Source organism: Brucella sp. NBRC 14130 (assembly GCF_040371715.1).
GTDB classification, from domain to species: Bacteria; Pseudomonadota; Alphaproteobacteria; order Rhizobiales; family Rhizobiaceae; genus Brucella; species Brucella intermedia.
The window spans coordinates 337,039-351,154 of record NZ_BAABTE010000002.1 but is presented as its reverse complement, the minus strand read 5'-3'; the positions used below and the strand labels follow the sequence as shown (position 1 = coordinate 351,154).

Sequence of the window (14,116 nt, the reverse complement as noted above, 5' to 3'; positions counted from 1 at the left end):
TCCGGGACTCCCGATTGCGGCGCTTTTAGAACAAACCCAGAGCTGATCTCGCGCCAACGTCCCTCCCGACGCCGTCTAGTCCCGGAAATAGATTGCGACGATCAATACCCATCTTAAAAAGCTTGTTTCGTAGCCGTTCAGTAAGTGCAGCCGGAATTACAATCTTTGCGAAGCCACGTTTCGTGGTGCTGCCAGTGTGAAACTCCCTCCCGATGTCGTCCCGCTTGTCTAGCGGAACAAATGGTTCGTTACTTTCTCCGTAGGGGTGAAAGGTGAATACCGACTTTTGAGCTGGAATGCGCCTGTCTATCGCCGGGGGCGTAATGGCAATGACCGGTCGTTCTCCGGCAACGCTTCTAATTTCACGCGGGCCCTCAATATTGGGTGCGATCATAAAGACGGCAGCATCAACGCCAGCACTTGCCTCTTCGACTGCGAAATATAACGCAACAAGCGGATCACGCGACCAGTCCAGAAGGCGGGTGGGGACACCGAAATGCTGGGCAATCACTCGGTCATTGGTGGAGTTGCGAGCGATCTGTGGGAGGTATGGTAAGCCTTCACGGAAGAATAAGGCGATGCTTTGATCCTCATGAATATCGTAGTCTTCTTCGAGCTTTCCTGTTTGGCAGCAAAGATTGCGTAAACGATATAACGATGGAATCAGACCCCATCTGCTATCTCTTTGCCCCCTGAATAAATGTGTAAGCCCTTGCGGTTGGCTTTCGATGACTTGGAAGTATTCTGCTATTGACGCATTTTGAAGCGTTGCCAGTCTCATTCCAGCCTCTCGTGTCCCTGAGTGTATGCACTGTAAAAGGCTCGTCATTCCGAAGCCATGTTCGCCGCCTCACTTGGGGTGAGTATCGATGCGTCTGGAAAGCCCGCCTCGGCAGTTAGCTTCTTTCGGAAATTTGCATCGCTAGTTACAAAATGATTGTTCCCTTTGTATTCGTGCGCCCAGTATGCTTGAGCATCGCACATGCGATTTCTCCATTTCCAAGCTTTTCCTGAAGCGAGGTCATCCGGATCTATTTCGTTGGAATCGGCAAATTCTAGCCATTCAAAAGGACACTCAGGAAACAGTGTTTCGAAGATTTTTTGTTCACGTTTCATTTGTTCCTCGCTTGGATAGATAGCGAAGCCGTAGAAACTTAAATTCATCCGAGCAATCGGCGGCAATAAGTCTAAGTGGTCGAGTTCTAACTTGGTCAGTCTGTCTTTGAAGGCGTTGATTGTGTCTAGGTGGGTCCCATCGATCTGCTTTTCTGACGCGCTCGACGCCAAAATACTAACTTCGATACCTCCGGATCGGGCTAGTTCTACGAGATCTCTGACGTGCGCCTTATTTAATCGTCCTTCTTCATCAAGATCGATGAGGCAATTTGTGTCCAGAGTAAAGCTGACCATTGTTAAACCCTCCCCCCTGATGGCAACCACTAGAGATACGATAGTACCTCATTCTCGCCATGCCAATTGGTTATAAATTCGCTTCGTTGGAAGGGCCCAGTTCCATTACGTTCTTGTCTTTTTCAGACGCTGATTGTAGTAGGAGCGCCAACGTGTGATTTTGCGCCGCAATTTTGCGATACGCACTGTGACACAAACTGGGACACATAACCGCCTTTCTGGTGGATATTGTGCAAGAAAATCAATGGGTGGGGTTTGGTGCGGCTGCTCTCCATCCGCACCAACTGCCATAAGGCAAAAGAATTTCTCTCCCGCGACAAGGCAAGAAAGCCGGTGACGGCGGGACAATGACAAGAAGTGAAGGTTTGAACATGCAGGTTACCGAAACGCTCAATGAAGGGCTGAAGCGCGAGATCAAAGTCGTGGTTCCGGCCAAGGACCTCGAAGCCAAGCTCTCGGAGCGGCTCGAAACTGCGCGCGGTCGCGCCAAGATCAACGGCTTCCGTCCGGGCAAGGTTCCTGCAGGTCATCTGCGCAAGATGTACGGCAAGTCCTTCATGGCCGAGATCGTCAACGAAATCCTCAACGATTCGTCGCGCTCGATTCTCGCTGACCGTAACGAAAAGTCGGCCACCCAGCCTGAAGTCATCATGTCTGAAGACGAAAAAGAGGCCGAAAAGGTTCTCGACGGCAAGGCCGATTTCGTTTTCTCGCTGAACTACGAAGTTCTGCCGGCGATCGAAGTCAAGGACTTCTCCAAGATCGCCGTTACCCGTGAAGTCGTCGATATTTCCGATGAGGAAGTCGACGAGCAGGTCAAGCGCATCGCTTCTTCGACCCGCACCTTCGAAACCAAGAAGGGCAAGGCAGAAAACGAAGATCGCGTTACCATCGATTACCTGGGCAAGCTCGACGGCGAGCCGTTCGAAGGCGGCGCCGACAACGACGCGCAGCTTGTTCTCGGTTCCGGCCAGTTCATTCCGGGCTTCGAAGAGCAGCTCGTTGGCCTCAAGGCTGGCGACGAGAAGGTCATCAACGTTACGTTCCCGGCTGAATACGGCGCCGCTCACCTGGCCGGCAAGGAAGCTACCTTTGACATCAAGGTCAAGGAAGTTGCCAAGCCGAACGAACTCGTTCTTGATGACGAAACCGCAAAGAAGCTCGGCATCGAATCGCTTGAGCGTCTGCGTCAGGTCGTTCGCGAACAGATCGAAAGCCAGTACGGCCAGATCACCCGCCAGAAGGTAAAGCGACAGATCCTCGACGCACTGGATGGCGACTACCAGTTCGAAACGCCGCAGAAGCTTGTTGACGCTGAGTTCAACAACATCTGGCAGCAGATCAATTTCGACCTGCAGCAGGCTGGCCGCACGTTCGAAGACGAAGAAACCACCGAAGAAGCTGCTCGCGAAGAATATCGCAAGCTCGCTGAACGTCGCGTTCGTCTTGGCCTCGTTCTCTCCGAAATCGGCGAGAAGGCAGGCGTGGAAGTCACGGAAGAAGAACTGCAGCGCGCTGTTTACGACCAGGTTCGTCGCTATCCGGGCCAGGAAAAGGAAATCTACGAATTCCTGCGCAAGACGCCGGATGCCGTTGCCAACCTGCGCGCCCCGATCTTCGAAGAAAAGGTCGTCGACCATCTGCTCGCTAACATCAGCGTGACCGACAAGAAGGTTTCGAAGGAAGAGCTGACGGCTGAAGACGAAGATGCAGCTTCGGAAGCAAAGCCTGCCAAGAAGGCTGCGGCGAAGAAGAAGGCTGCTCCCAAGAAGAAGGCCGACGAAGACAAGTCCGAAGAGGCTTAATTCTTTCTGGTTTGATCTATATGAAAGGCCGCGCACTGCGCGGCCTTTTCATTTCAAGTGCAATTCGCAGTCGAGGGTGTGACATGAATGGGGCTGCCATATCTCCATCTGGAACTGACGATGCACGAAGAGCCATGCCAACCTGCATGGCCAGCCGATGTCAGCATAGCCGCGTTCTCTCACGAATATGCACGCGCCACCCATGATTTGCTGGTTCGTGCCTATGCCGGTGGTGGCGGTTCGGTTGCCGGTTTCGACAACTGGTACAATGGGCTGATAACCGATAATGAGTACGATCCCGAGCTGGCCGTTCTGGTTCTCGATCAGGCCCATCGGTCTGTCGCATTTGTGCAGTGCTGGAATAGTGCTTTCATTAAGGATCTGGTTGTGGATCCAGGCAGGCGGCGGGAAGGTTTGGGGGAAGCGCTTTTGGTTCATGTGCTTCGCCTTTTATTCCACCGCGGTCAGACAAAGGTTAGTTTGAAAGTGGAGCGGAATAACCCTTCTGGCGCCGAAAGAATTTACAGGCGTCTAGGTTTTAGCGAAGTCCCGGCTGCGAAGCTGCATACGAAAGCTTGAGCAAATCACGCTGAAGGGCAGAGAAGGCTTGCCAGTCTTCGCCGTTTGTTTTAGCCAAAGTCAGATAGAATTTTTGCTGCGCATTGCGTCGCACAGGAAGAGATAGACGAGTTACTATGACCCTTATTGATACGCGCACGCCGGAACCGAAACGCTTCATTTCCGGCGCCACGGGCGACTGGGAAGTCGTCATCGGCATGGAAGTCCATGCGCAGGTCACGTCAGAATCCAAGCTTTTTTCCGGCGCCTCCACTTCGTTTGGTGCGGAGCCTAATTCCAATGTTTCTCTGGTTGATGCGGCCATGCCGGGCATGTTGCCGGTCATCAATCTGGAATGCGTCAAGCAGGCGGTTCGCACGGGCATCGGGCTCAATGCCCAGATCAATCTGAAGTCGGTTTTCGATCGCAAGAACTATTTCTATCCGGATTTGCCGCAGGGTTATCAGATTTCGCAGTTCAAGCAGCCGATCGTCGGCGAGGGCAAGATCATGATTTCGGTCGGCCCGGACAATAAGGGCCAGTTCGAAGACGTGGAAATCGGCATCGAGCGCCTGCATCTGGAGCAGGATGCGGGCAAGTCCATGCACGATCAGCATCCGACCATGTCCTATGTCGACTTGAACCGTTCAGGCGTGGCGCTGATGGAAATCGTGTCGAAACCGGACCTGCGCTCGTCGGATGAAGCGCGCGCCTATCTCACCAAGCTGCGCACGATTGTCCGTTATCTTGGCACCTGCGACGGCAATATGGACGAAGGCTCGATGCGCGCCGACGTGAACGTTTCCGTTCGTCGTCCCGGTGGCGAATTCGGCACGCGCTGCGAAATCAAGAACGTCAACTCGATCCGTTTCGTCGGCCAGGCCATCGAATATGAAGCACGCCGCCAGATAGCGATTCTTGAGGATGGCGGTTCCATCGATCAGGAAACACGCCTGTTCGATCCGGTTAAGGGTGAAACACGTTCGATGCGCTCCAAGGAAGAAGCGCATGATTACCGTTATTTCCCCGATCCCGATCTGCTGCCGCTCGAGTTCGATCAGGCCTTCGTTGACGCGTTGGCCGCAGAACTGCCGGAATTGCCGGACGTCAAGAAGCAGCGCCTCGTGGAAACGCAGGGCATTTCCGTTTACGATGCCTCCATCCTAGTGACTGAGAAGGCGATTGCTGACTACTATGAGGCAGTTGCTGCGGGTCGCGACGGGAAGGCTGCTGCAAACTGGGTCATCAACGATCTTCTTGGCGCGCTGAACCGGGCGGGCAACGACATCGAGGAATCGCCGATTACTCCTGATCAGCTCGGCGCGATCATCGATCTCATCAAGGAAGGCACGATCTCCGGCAAGATCGCGAAGGACCTTTTCGAGATCGTCTGGAATGAAGGCGGAGACCCGAAGAAGCTCGTTGAAGAACGCGGCATGAAGCAGGTCACGGATACCGGCGCCATCGAAAAGGCCGTGGACGATGTTATCGCCGCCAACCCGGAAAAGGTCGAGCAGGCGAAAGCCAAGCCAACACTGGCTGGCTGGTTCGTCGGTCAGGTCATGAAGGCAACGGGTGGCAAGGCCAACCCGCAATCAGTCAATGAACTGGTCAAGGCCAAGCTCGGGATCGAAGAGTAATGTGGGTCAGGAGCGCGACAGAAGCCGATCTCAAGGCAGTAAACGAGCTGCTCGTATCGACTTGGCACGCGACCTTCGATGATCTTCTCGGGCGGGAAATGGTGAATGCCGTTACCGCCCAGTGGCACAGCATCGCCGTGCTGAAGGCCAATCTCAAGAAGCCTTACTCGGAGTTCATTGTTGCCGATAATGGCAATGGCGGCATCGACGGAATGGCTTTTGCCAGTCAGTCGGAAGAAGGCAAGGCTTCGCTGCATCAGCTTTATGTTCGCCCCGATGTACAGGTTCAGGGTATCGGGACGATGCTTCTCGCTGAAATCGAGATGGCTTTTCCCGGTGTCCGGACGATGAAGCTCGAAGTGATCGAGAGAAACACCAAAGCGGTGAATTTCTATGAGCGCAAGGGCTACAGCAAGGTCGGCCGTAATGAGGATTGGGGCGATCCCAATTGCAAGGAACCTGTGCTGGTGATGGAAAAGTCACTCGAAGGCTGGAACATGTAAAGCATGTCTCTCCAAAGCGGGAACCGTTTTGGGGATCAGGACATGCGGAAATATAAAAGCCTGAAGCGCGCAGCGCTTTGGCTCTTCATACTCTTGTGACAGCGGCAACTTGACCCTTGCCATGGCCGGGCGATAGGGCCATAAGCAAGAAAACCCGGTGGTTCCGATCACCCGTGGCAATGATGGATCTGGAATAGGTCATGAAGAAATTTTTTACGCAAGTTTTCACCTGGTGGAACGGTCAGACGCTCGGCACGCGGTTTCATACGTGGCGCAAGGGCGAGCGCGTCGGTGAGGACGAGTTCGGCAATATCTATTATCAGGGCGGCAAGGATTCCGAAGGCCGCACGCGCCGCTGGGTAATCTTCAATGGCTATGCGGAAGCAAGCGCTATTCCTCCCGGCTGGCACGGCTGGATGCATCATCGGGTCGATACGCCGCCGTCCAAGGAAGACTATCGTCCGCGCGAATGGCAGAAGCCGCATCTGCAGAACCTCACCGGTTCTCCGCTGGCTTATCGCCCGAAGGGCGCCATTGCCCGTCCGGGTGCGGAGCCTGCGGAACGTCCGCGTGTGACCGGCGAGTACGATGCCTGGACGCCGGGCAACTGATAATCTGTTTCGGTTCTTGTCCGGCGCGTTAATCCGCGCCGGATTTCTTATGTCCGCCTTTTGACGCCATCGCGAAAAGGCCTGAGGATAGATGGTTTGCTTCACGCCCCGGGGCTGCATTGCGGCTTGCGACAGGGCAACGAATCGTCACAATTCATGCTTAGGAATTGTTCCAGCTTAATTTAACCCTTTGGATGCGGATCTCCGTTTTGACGAAGCAATCTCCCGGCAACGGAAAAAACTCGATCAAAAGGGCTGTTCAGCTTGCCCTGATCTCGTTCATGGCGACTGCCAGCTGCTTTCAGGCAGCGATGGCCGAACGCATTACCAATCCGGTTGCGGAGTTCTCGGGTCTCGACAAAATCACAGGCCGCATCACAACCTTTGATGTGTACATCAATGAGACCGTTCAGTTCGGCGCGCTCCAGGTGACGCCGAAAGTCTGTTATTCGCGTACGGAGAATGAAGCGCCACGCACGGACGGCTTCGTTCAGGTCGATGAGATTACGCTGGATCGGAAAATACGCCGTATCTTTACCGGCTGGATGTTTGCCGATAGCCCCGGCCTCAATGCTGTCGAGCACCCAATCTATGACGTCTGGCTGAAGGACTGCAAGCAGAAGTCGGAAGTGCCTCCGCCGGATCAGCGCAAATAAACCAGCCTTTTGTTGCGCATCATTCTCTGCAAGCCGTAGGCGGTGTGCTCTAGAAACGCGCGGTTCCGTCGAGCGCTGTTTCCAGCAGTTTCTCGTATTTCTTCCGTGGAACTTCCACGGCGCCGAATCTCTCAAGATGCGGCGTGGTGAACTGTGTGTCGAGAAGAACGAAGCCTCGGCTGACCAGATGCTGGACCAGATAGGCCAGGCAGACCTTGGACGCATCCCGCTTGCGCGTAAACATGCTCTCGCCAAAAAAGGCGCGCCCGAGCGTGACGCCGTAAAGTCCGCCGACAAGCTTGCCGTCATGCCACGCTTCGACCGTGTGGCAATGCCCGATTTCGAACAGTTTTCTGTAGGCTTCGCGAATTGGACCATTGATCCACGTGCGCGCGCGCTCGCCGGTGCCGCTGGCACAACCTTCGATCACGCCATCGAAATCGCTATCGAGCTTTATATCGAAAATGCCCTGTCGGATCGTTTTCTGGAGGCTTTTGGGAATATGGAAGCCATCGAGGGGGATCACGCCGCGCCGCTCGGGACGAACCCAGAAGACTTCCGGATCGTCGGCTTCTTCGGCCATGGGAAATATTCCCGTGGCGTAGGCTCGCAGGAGCAGCTCCGGTTCGATTGAATAGTCGTCCGGGGACACTCCTGCGGTCACCTTCGTCAGGCGCTTTCGCTCTTGGTTTTCTTGGCCAGATATTTTTCCAGCCAATGAATGTCGTAGTCGCCGTTGGCAATATCCTGATTGGCAATCAGGTCCTGGAAGAGAGGCAGGGTGGTTTTCACGCCATCCACCACGAACTCGTCCAGCGCACGACGCAGGCGCATCATGCATTCAACGCGGTTGCGACCATGCACGATGAGCTTGCCGATAAGGCTGTCGTAATATGGCGGAATGCGATAGCCGGAATAGACGCCCGAATCCACGCGGATGCCAAGGCCGCCCGGCGTGTGATAATGGGTGATCAGGCCCGGCGAGGGCGCAAATGTCAGCGGATCTTCCGCGTTGATACGGCACTCGATTGCATGGCCGGAGAAGCGGATATCCTTCTGCTTTACCGACAGGCCGAGACCGGCAGCAACGCGAATCTGTTCGTGAACAAGATCGATGCCGGTGATGGCTTCCGTGATCGGGTGCTCCACCTGCAGACGCGTGTTCATTTCAATGAAATAGAATTCGCCGTCTTCATAGAGGAACTCGATTGTTCCCGCACCGCGATAGCCCAGTTCCGCACAGGCATTGGCGCAGACCATGCCGATCTTGTCGCGTGCCTCGGCATTGAGCGCCGGTGAGTTGGCTTCTTCCCATACCTTTTGGTGGCGGCGCTGCAGCGAGCAGTCGCGTTCGCCCAGATGGATGGCATTGCCAGCCCCGTCACCCATGACCTGGACTTCGATGTGACGCGGCTTTTCGAGATATTTCTCGATGTAAACTGCGTCATCGCCGAAGGCTGCGCCGGCTTCGGAGCGGGCGGTTGCAAGAGCGATGGAAAGATCTTCCTCGCTGCGGGCAACCTTCATGCCGCGTCCGCCACCACCGGCCGAAGCCTTGATGATGACCGGATAGCCGATTTCCTTGGCGATGCGGGCAGCTTCCACGTCGTCCGTCACACCGCCATCGGAACCCGGAACAACCGGAATGCCGAGGCGCTTTGCAGTGCGCTTGGCTTCGATCTTGTCGCCCATGATACGGATATGCGAAGCGGTGGGGCCGATGAAGGTGATGCCGTGTGCTTCGAGGATTTCCGCAAACTTGGCGTTCTCCGACAGGAAGCCGTAACCCGGATGGATTGCGTCGGCGCCGGTGATCTCGCAGGCAGCAACAATCTGATGGATGTTCAGATAGCTGTCGCGCGATGGCGGCGGGCCGATGCACACACTTTCGTCTGCCAGGCGCACATGCATCGCGTCGGCGTCGGCCGTGGAGTGGACGGCGACGGTCTTGATGCCCAGTTCCTTGCAAGCCCTGAGCACGCGAAGAGCGATTTCACCACGATTGGCTATGAGTATCTTTTGAAACATTGCGCTTTGCTGCCCGTTCATTGAATAAGCCGTAATCTGCTATCTTATTCGATTACGACGAGCGGCTCACCGAATTCAACCGGCTGAGCGTCTTCGATGAGGATGGCCTTCACAGTGCCGGCGCGCGGGGCCGGAATCTGGTTCATCGTCTTCATGGCTTCGATGATGAGGAGCGTCTGGCCTTCCTTCACCTGCGCGCCAACCTCGATGAAGTTGCGGGCGCCCGGAGCCGGAGCGAGATAAGCGGTGCCAACCATCGGTGACGGAACGGCGTTCTTCGACAGATCAGCCTTTGTCGGTTCGGCGGCGGCTGCAACCGGCGCAGGAGCGGCTGCAACAGGTGCTGCGGCAGGCATAACAGTCGCTGCGGCCTGAACCGTAACCTTGCGTGAAACGCGGATACGCAGGTCGCCGTGCTCGACTTCGATGTCGGTCAGGTCGGTTTCATTGAGGATATCCGCCAGGTCGCGGATCGTTTCCTTGTCGATGACGGAGTTTTTGCTGGACATATCAGGCCCCTTTAACGCTTTGCCCGTTGTTTTCTTCTTCTTTGGCAATTGCCGCAAGCGCGCGCAGACCGAGCAGGTATCCTTCCGCGCCAAAGCCGCAAATAACGCCTTTGGCGACTGCGGATACATAGGAGTGATGCCGGAAAGCCTCACGCGCATGTATGTTCGAAAGATGCACTTCCACAGCCTTTACCTTGGCCGAGCGGATCGCATCGTGAATAGCAACCGAAGTGTGGCTATAGGCGGCCGGATTGATGAGGACATAGGCGTCTTTATCGCCCGCTTCCTGAATCCAGGTCACCAGATCGCCTTCGTAATTGGACTGACGGAAATCGACATCAAGTCCGAGTTGTTCAGCCTCACGCTTGCAACTCGCTTCGATATCCTCAAGCGTTGCAATACCGTATATCCCCGGTTCTCGTTTGCCGAGAAGGTTGAGATTGGGGCCGTTCAAAACAAAAACCGTTTTTGCCATATCCGTCCGCGACTGATAACGCACTACCACGAAATTTCGGTATACTTCGCATTCCATATAGAGGGCTTGGACGCAAGCCGAAACCCTCTAAATCATTGCAGATGTTTTGCCGAACCGGTTTTTCCCGCTATTCTTTGCAAAATAAGGCAGGCAACACGGCAATTCTCTTCATCTGATACAGCTGTCGAATGCCGCAGCTTAAACTGTTTCACAAATGTGATCCGTCAAGCCGCGAGCCCGCTGCCTACTTTTTCGCGCCGGCGCGCGCAGCGGCGATTCTCTCGACCAGTCCATCCACGCCGATTGCGCCGGGAACCAGTTCATCGCCGATGATGTAGGATGGCGTGCCGGTGATGTTCAACTGCTGAGCCAGCTGATAGGTCTGCTGGAATGCGCCGGTAATGGCCGGGTCCTTCATCTTTTCGCGCAGCTGTGTTTCATCGGCTCCCAGTTTCACGGCATCGGCGATGGCGGAATCTTCCGTAGCGCGCTCTTGCGCGCCCAACAGTACTTCGTGGAACTCAGCATATTTTTCCGGCATCAACGCTCTGAACGCCTGTGCCACGACATGCGCCTTGGCGGAATCCGGTCCGAGGATGGGGAATTCCTTCATGACGAACCGCACATTCTTGTCGGTTTTCAGGATCGCTTCCATGTCGGGCAGGGCCCGCTTGCAGTAACCGCAATTGTAGTCGAAGAACTCGTAGACAGTCACGTCGCCGTCCGGATTACCGAAAACCGCATCATGCTTCGGATCGTAAAGGGAGCTGCGATTGGCGGCCAATACCTGCTTGATCTGTTCCTGGGCTGCACGTGCCTGCTTGGTTTCAAGAGCACTTTGCACTTCCAGCATCAGTTCCGGTTTCTGGATCAGATAATTGCGCACGACATTCTCGATGGCCTGCTGGTTCATCGCCACAGGCGCCGCGGCAGGGGTTTCCACGGGGGCGGGCGCCGGAGCTTGCCGGGCGGTTCCCGCGTAATAACCTAATGCAAGGGCGGCAATGCCCGCAATGCCACTGGCAACTGTTATGGAAACTGCGTTCTTCATTCCAAATTCCAATCTGTCTTGAATATCGGCGTCAGGCGTAAATTGCCGCCTTACTTGCTTTTCTTGGCATTGATGATGTCCTGCGCACGAAGCCACTCCGGAGAGCGGGGCTTCATCTGCTTTTGCGCGCGGATGGCGAATATCTGGGCCTGCTGAAGCTTGCCAGAATAATAGTTCATGTCGGCTGTGGCGAGGTCTGCGAGCGCCATATCGCCCTGCTGGCCGTATGCCTGCGCGAGATAGGCATAGCCGCCCGGAAACTCCGGATCGGATGCGATGCCGGCCTTGATCTCCTTGATCGCCGTCGGCATGTTCGCCTTGGCGCCGGTGAGCATAAGGGCGCGCCCATAGCTCATGCGCAACAGCGGCGATTTACGGGGATCGAGCGAAACAGCCTTCTGGAAAGCCTTTGCCGCTCCCGAAGCATCGTTTGCTTTCAGCAGGACTTCGCCGCGCATTTCCTGGAAATATGGGCTCTTCGGCTGCTCCTTGACCAAGGCGTCGAACTTGGGCAGTGCGGCGCGGGCGGAGCCGTTCAGGAATGTCGTGATGGCATTGCCATAACGGGCAGGGAGGCCGCCGGGATTATTGCGGAACATGCGTTGAAGCGCGCCCATATTGCCCGAATAAGCGGCGATCTTCGCGCGCGCCATATCGTGGCGCAGCTGCAGAGCCGGTGAATCGGTCTTGTTGAAATAGGGGCTCTTTCTCGCAAGCTCTTCCAGATTGGCAATGCGCTCACGCGGCAACGGGTGGCTGATGCGGTACTGATCGATCTGTGTGCCGGTAAGCGACAAGGCCGATGCAAAGCGCTCGAAAGTGTCGAGCATTCCCTTGGTGGATTGCCCGGTGGCATTGAGATAGTTCACGGCGAGGCGATCGGCGGTCATTTCCTCGGTGCGCTGATAGTTCAGCACACTGCGCATGGCCATTTCGCCCGAACCCATTGCGATGCCCGCGCCGGCGCCTGCCGCGTTGCCGCTACCGCTTGCGGCACCGGCCACACCCGCGCCAACGCCAAGCAGCATGCCGATGATCGCCATATTGCGAGCCCGGCTCAATTGTTCGCGCAGGCGCTCCTGATGGCCGCCGGCCAAGTGGCCCGATTCGTGCGCGATCACACCGATGATTTCATTGGGTGTTTCCGCCTGCATGATTGCGCCTGTGTTGATGAAAATACGGCGTCCATCAACGAAGGCATTGAAACTTGGCGAATTGACCAGGATGACGCGAATACCGCGGCCGCCCAGTCCGGCCGCCTTGAGGATCGGCGCGGCATAATCGGCAACAAGGGCCTCGATTTCCGCGTCTCGAACGATGGGAACGCCACCCCCGCGCGACTGCGCGAATGCGGGCAGGGCACTGGTGACGGCTATGGACGCCGCGGCCATTACGGCGACCGAGCGTCTGATCATCTTATGGAAAGAAAATCTTCTGGCTGGGAAAGGTGAAGTCATCATCCCCATCGTGCTGCTCTTCCTTCTTCAAACCGGCGCGAATCTTATAGCCTTTGCTTTCAATCACCGATAGGCGGAGGTTGGGATAATCTATTTGGTCGTATTTTCTCGAAAGGTGCTGTTGCTTTAGCAATCCGGCGATTATACGGCGGGTTCAGAAAGCGACATTCGCAATTTTTTGGAGGTAATGGTGGTCACTCTTTCCAGCCGCAGCGCAGTTGAGCCCTTTCACGCCATGGACGTTCTGGCAGAGGCCAACCGCCGTCGTGCAGCCGGGCATCCGATCATTTCCATGGCGGTAGGCCAGCCAGCCGATCCCGCACCTGCCGCCGTCCGGCAAGCTGCCGAACGCGCCTTGAAGGACGGGCGCATCGGCTATACGGACGCTCTGGGGCTGATTGAACTGCGGGAGGCGATTGCTGCGCATTATGCCGATCACTACGGGATTTCGGTCTCGCCGGAACGCATTGCCGTAACCACTGGCTCATCGGCTGCCTTCAATCTGGCCTTTGTCGTCTATTTCGATCCGGGCGACCGGGTTGCCATTACACGCCCCGGCTATCCCGCTTACCGTAATATATTGACCGCGCTTGGCCTTGAGGTCGTGGAAATACCGACGGGCAATGGAACCTCGGCGTCATTGACCGCCGAAGCGCTTGCGGCGGCGCATGCCGAGAAACCTTTGAAGGGCGTTCTGTTTGCAAGCCCGGCCAATCCTACCGGCGCTGTCATCGACAAGCCGGAGCTCAAGGCGATCATTGAAACGGCTCGCGATCTGGGTATCCGGGTGATCTCGGATGAAATCTATCACCGGCTTTCCTATGAGACGGATGATGTCACCGCATTGGAGATTTCCAGCGATGTGACCGTCATCAACTCATTCTCAAAATATTACTGCATGACCGGCTGGCGGATCGGCTGGATGGTTTTGCCCGAAAGCGATACGCGCGCCATCGAGCGACTGAGCCAGAGCCTTTATATCTCCGCACCGGAGCTTTCGCAGCGCGCCGCCATCGAAGCCTTCCATGCAACGGCGGAACTTGAACGGGTGAAGGATCGCTATCGCCAGAACCGGCTGATCCTGCTGGATCATCTCCCACGTATCGGCCTCAGCCTTGCTGCGCCGATGGATGGGGCCTTCTATGCTTATTGCGATGTATCGCGTTTCACCAACGACAGTATGGAATTTGCCCGCCGGATGATCGCCGAAATCAACATTGCAGCAACCCCGGGACGCGATTTCGATCCGCTGGACGGCCATCGGACGATGCGCTTTTCCTATGCGGGCAAAATCGAGGAAATGGAAGAAGCTGTTCGCCGGTTAGAAGACTGGTTGCCACAGCAGAGAGCCTGAATCCCGGTTCGGGCCCTGGAAAACTAAGCTTCTGGAGCATTTCCAGCAAAAGTGTGAAA

General features: G+C 55.9%; 17 protein-coding genes. 8 read left to right on the top strand and 9 right to left on the bottom strand.

Annotated elements, in window-relative coordinates:
• Positions 1-25 precede the first annotated feature (25 nt).
• Together ABWW28_RS05165 and ABWW28_RS05160 are read right to left on the bottom strand one after the other, a co-directional pair.
• Positions 26-781, bottom strand: a complete 756-nt coding sequence (locus tag ABWW28_RS05165; RefSeq protein WP_353390414.1) for an FRG domain-containing protein — start codon at positions 779-781, stop codon at positions 26-28.
• Between the two features lie 44 nt (positions 782-825).
• A complete protein-coding gene (locus tag ABWW28_RS05160) occupies positions 826-1,410 on the bottom strand; it encodes a hypothetical protein (protein WP_353390412.1) in 585 nt (194 codons plus the stop codon).
• A gap of 371 nt (positions 1,411-1,781) precedes the next feature.
• Between ABWW28_RS05160 and tig the strand changes: the two genes are divergently transcribed.
• Positions 1,782-3,215, top strand: coding sequence for a trigger factor (gene tig / locus ABWW28_RS05155; protein ID WP_021585067.1), 1,434 nt, complete (start codon positions 1,782-1,784; stop codon positions 3,213-3,215).
• Between the two features lie 48 nt (positions 3,216-3,263).
• Here the strand turns inward: tig and ABWW28_RS05150 are convergent, their stop codons facing one another.
• Complete coding sequence (locus ABWW28_RS05150; protein ID WP_021585068.1) at positions 3,264-3,653, bottom strand: hypothetical protein; 390 nt, start codon at positions 3,651-3,653, stop codon at positions 3,264-3,266.
• On the opposite strand from ABWW28_RS05150, the gene ABWW28_RS05145 reads away from it, so the two are divergent.
• The 5 genes from ABWW28_RS05145 (at position 3,564) to ABWW28_RS05125 (ending at position 7,183) form a co-directional block, all read left to right on the top strand.
• Positions 3,564-3,794, top strand: a complete 231-nt coding sequence (locus tag ABWW28_RS05145) for a GNAT family N-acetyltransferase (protein ID WP_244637656.1) — start codon at positions 3,564-3,566, stop codon at positions 3,792-3,794. The genes ABWW28_RS05150 and ABWW28_RS05145 overlap by 90 nt on opposite strands.
• A 116-nt stretch (positions 3,795-3,910) precedes the next feature.
• Positions 3,911-5,413 (top strand): Asp-tRNA(Asn)/Glu-tRNA(Gln) amidotransferase subunit GatB, encoded by a 1,503-nt coding sequence (gatB, locus tag ABWW28_RS05140; RefSeq protein WP_021585069.1) that lies wholly within the window; start codon positions 3,911-3,913, stop codon positions 5,411-5,413.
• Positions 5,413-5,916, top strand: coding sequence for a GNAT family N-acetyltransferase (locus ABWW28_RS05135; RefSeq protein WP_021585070.1), 504 nt, complete (start codon positions 5,413-5,415; stop codon positions 5,914-5,916). Before gatB ends, ABWW28_RS05135 begins: the two co-directional genes overlap by 1 nt.
• Positions 5,917-6,116: 200 nt before the next feature.
• The gene (locus ABWW28_RS05130; RefSeq protein ID WP_021585072.1) at positions 6,117-6,527 is read left to right on the top strand and encodes an NADH:ubiquinone oxidoreductase subunit NDUFA12; all 411 of its coding nucleotides are present in this window, start codon (positions 6,117-6,119) and stop codon (positions 6,525-6,527) included.
• A gap of 194 nt (positions 6,528-6,721) precedes the next feature.
• Complete coding sequence (locus ABWW28_RS05125) at positions 6,722-7,183, top strand: DUF2155 domain-containing protein (protein WP_021585073.1); 462 nt, start codon at positions 6,722-6,724, stop codon at positions 7,181-7,183.
• A 49-nt stretch (positions 7,184-7,232) separates the two neighbouring features.
• Here ABWW28_RS05125 and aat read toward each other — a convergent pair whose 3' ends face one another.
• The 6 genes from aat to ABWW28_RS05095 form a co-directional block, all read right to left on the bottom strand.
• Positions 7,233-7,802, bottom strand: coding sequence for a leucyl/phenylalanyl-tRNA--protein transferase (gene aat, locus ABWW28_RS05120; protein ID WP_031345981.1), 570 nt, complete (start codon positions 7,800-7,802; stop codon positions 7,233-7,235).
• Positions 7,803-7,852: 50 nt separating this feature from the next.
• On the bottom strand, positions 7,853-9,211 hold the full coding sequence (gene accC, locus ABWW28_RS05115) for an acetyl-CoA carboxylase biotin carboxylase subunit (protein ID WP_006472125.1): 1,359 nt from the start codon (positions 9,209-9,211) through the stop codon (positions 7,853-7,855).
• A gap of 44 nt (positions 9,212-9,255) precedes the next feature.
• Positions 9,256-9,720: an acetyl-CoA carboxylase biotin carboxyl carrier protein gene (gene accB / locus ABWW28_RS05110; RefSeq protein WP_006466687.1), complete on the bottom strand. Its 465-nt coding sequence runs from the start codon at positions 9,718-9,720 to the stop codon at positions 9,256-9,258.
• Between the two features lies 1 nt (position 9,721).
• Positions 9,722-10,195 (bottom strand): type II 3-dehydroquinate dehydratase, encoded by a 474-nt coding sequence (gene aroQ, locus ABWW28_RS05105; RefSeq protein ID WP_021585075.1) that lies wholly within the window; start codon positions 10,193-10,195, stop codon positions 9,722-9,724.
• Positions 10,196-10,439: 244 nt separating this feature from the next.
• Positions 10,440-11,246 (bottom strand): DsbA family protein, encoded by an 807-nt coding sequence (locus ABWW28_RS05100; protein ID WP_075041675.1) that lies wholly within the window; start codon positions 11,244-11,246, stop codon positions 10,440-10,442.
• Between the two features lie 50 nt (positions 11,247-11,296).
• The gene (locus ABWW28_RS05095) at positions 11,297-12,661 is read right to left on the bottom strand and encodes a M48 family metalloprotease (RefSeq protein WP_244637652.1); all 1,365 of its coding nucleotides are present in this window, start codon (positions 12,659-12,661) and stop codon (positions 11,297-11,299) included.
• Here ABWW28_RS05095 and ABWW28_RS05090 point away from each other — a divergent pair.
• Both ABWW28_RS05090 and ABWW28_RS05085 read left to right on the top strand, forming a co-directional pair.
• Positions 12,621-12,776, top strand: a complete 156-nt coding sequence (locus ABWW28_RS05090) for a hypothetical protein (RefSeq protein ID WP_244637662.1) — start codon at positions 12,621-12,623, stop codon at positions 12,774-12,776. The genes ABWW28_RS05095 and ABWW28_RS05090 overlap by 41 nt on opposite strands.
• A gap of 117 nt (positions 12,777-12,893) precedes the next feature.
• On the top strand, positions 12,894-14,057 hold the full coding sequence (locus ABWW28_RS05085; RefSeq protein WP_031345985.1) for a pyridoxal phosphate-dependent aminotransferase: 1,164 nt from the start codon (positions 12,894-12,896) through the stop codon (positions 14,055-14,057).
• Positions 14,058-14,116 lie beyond the last annotated feature (59 nt).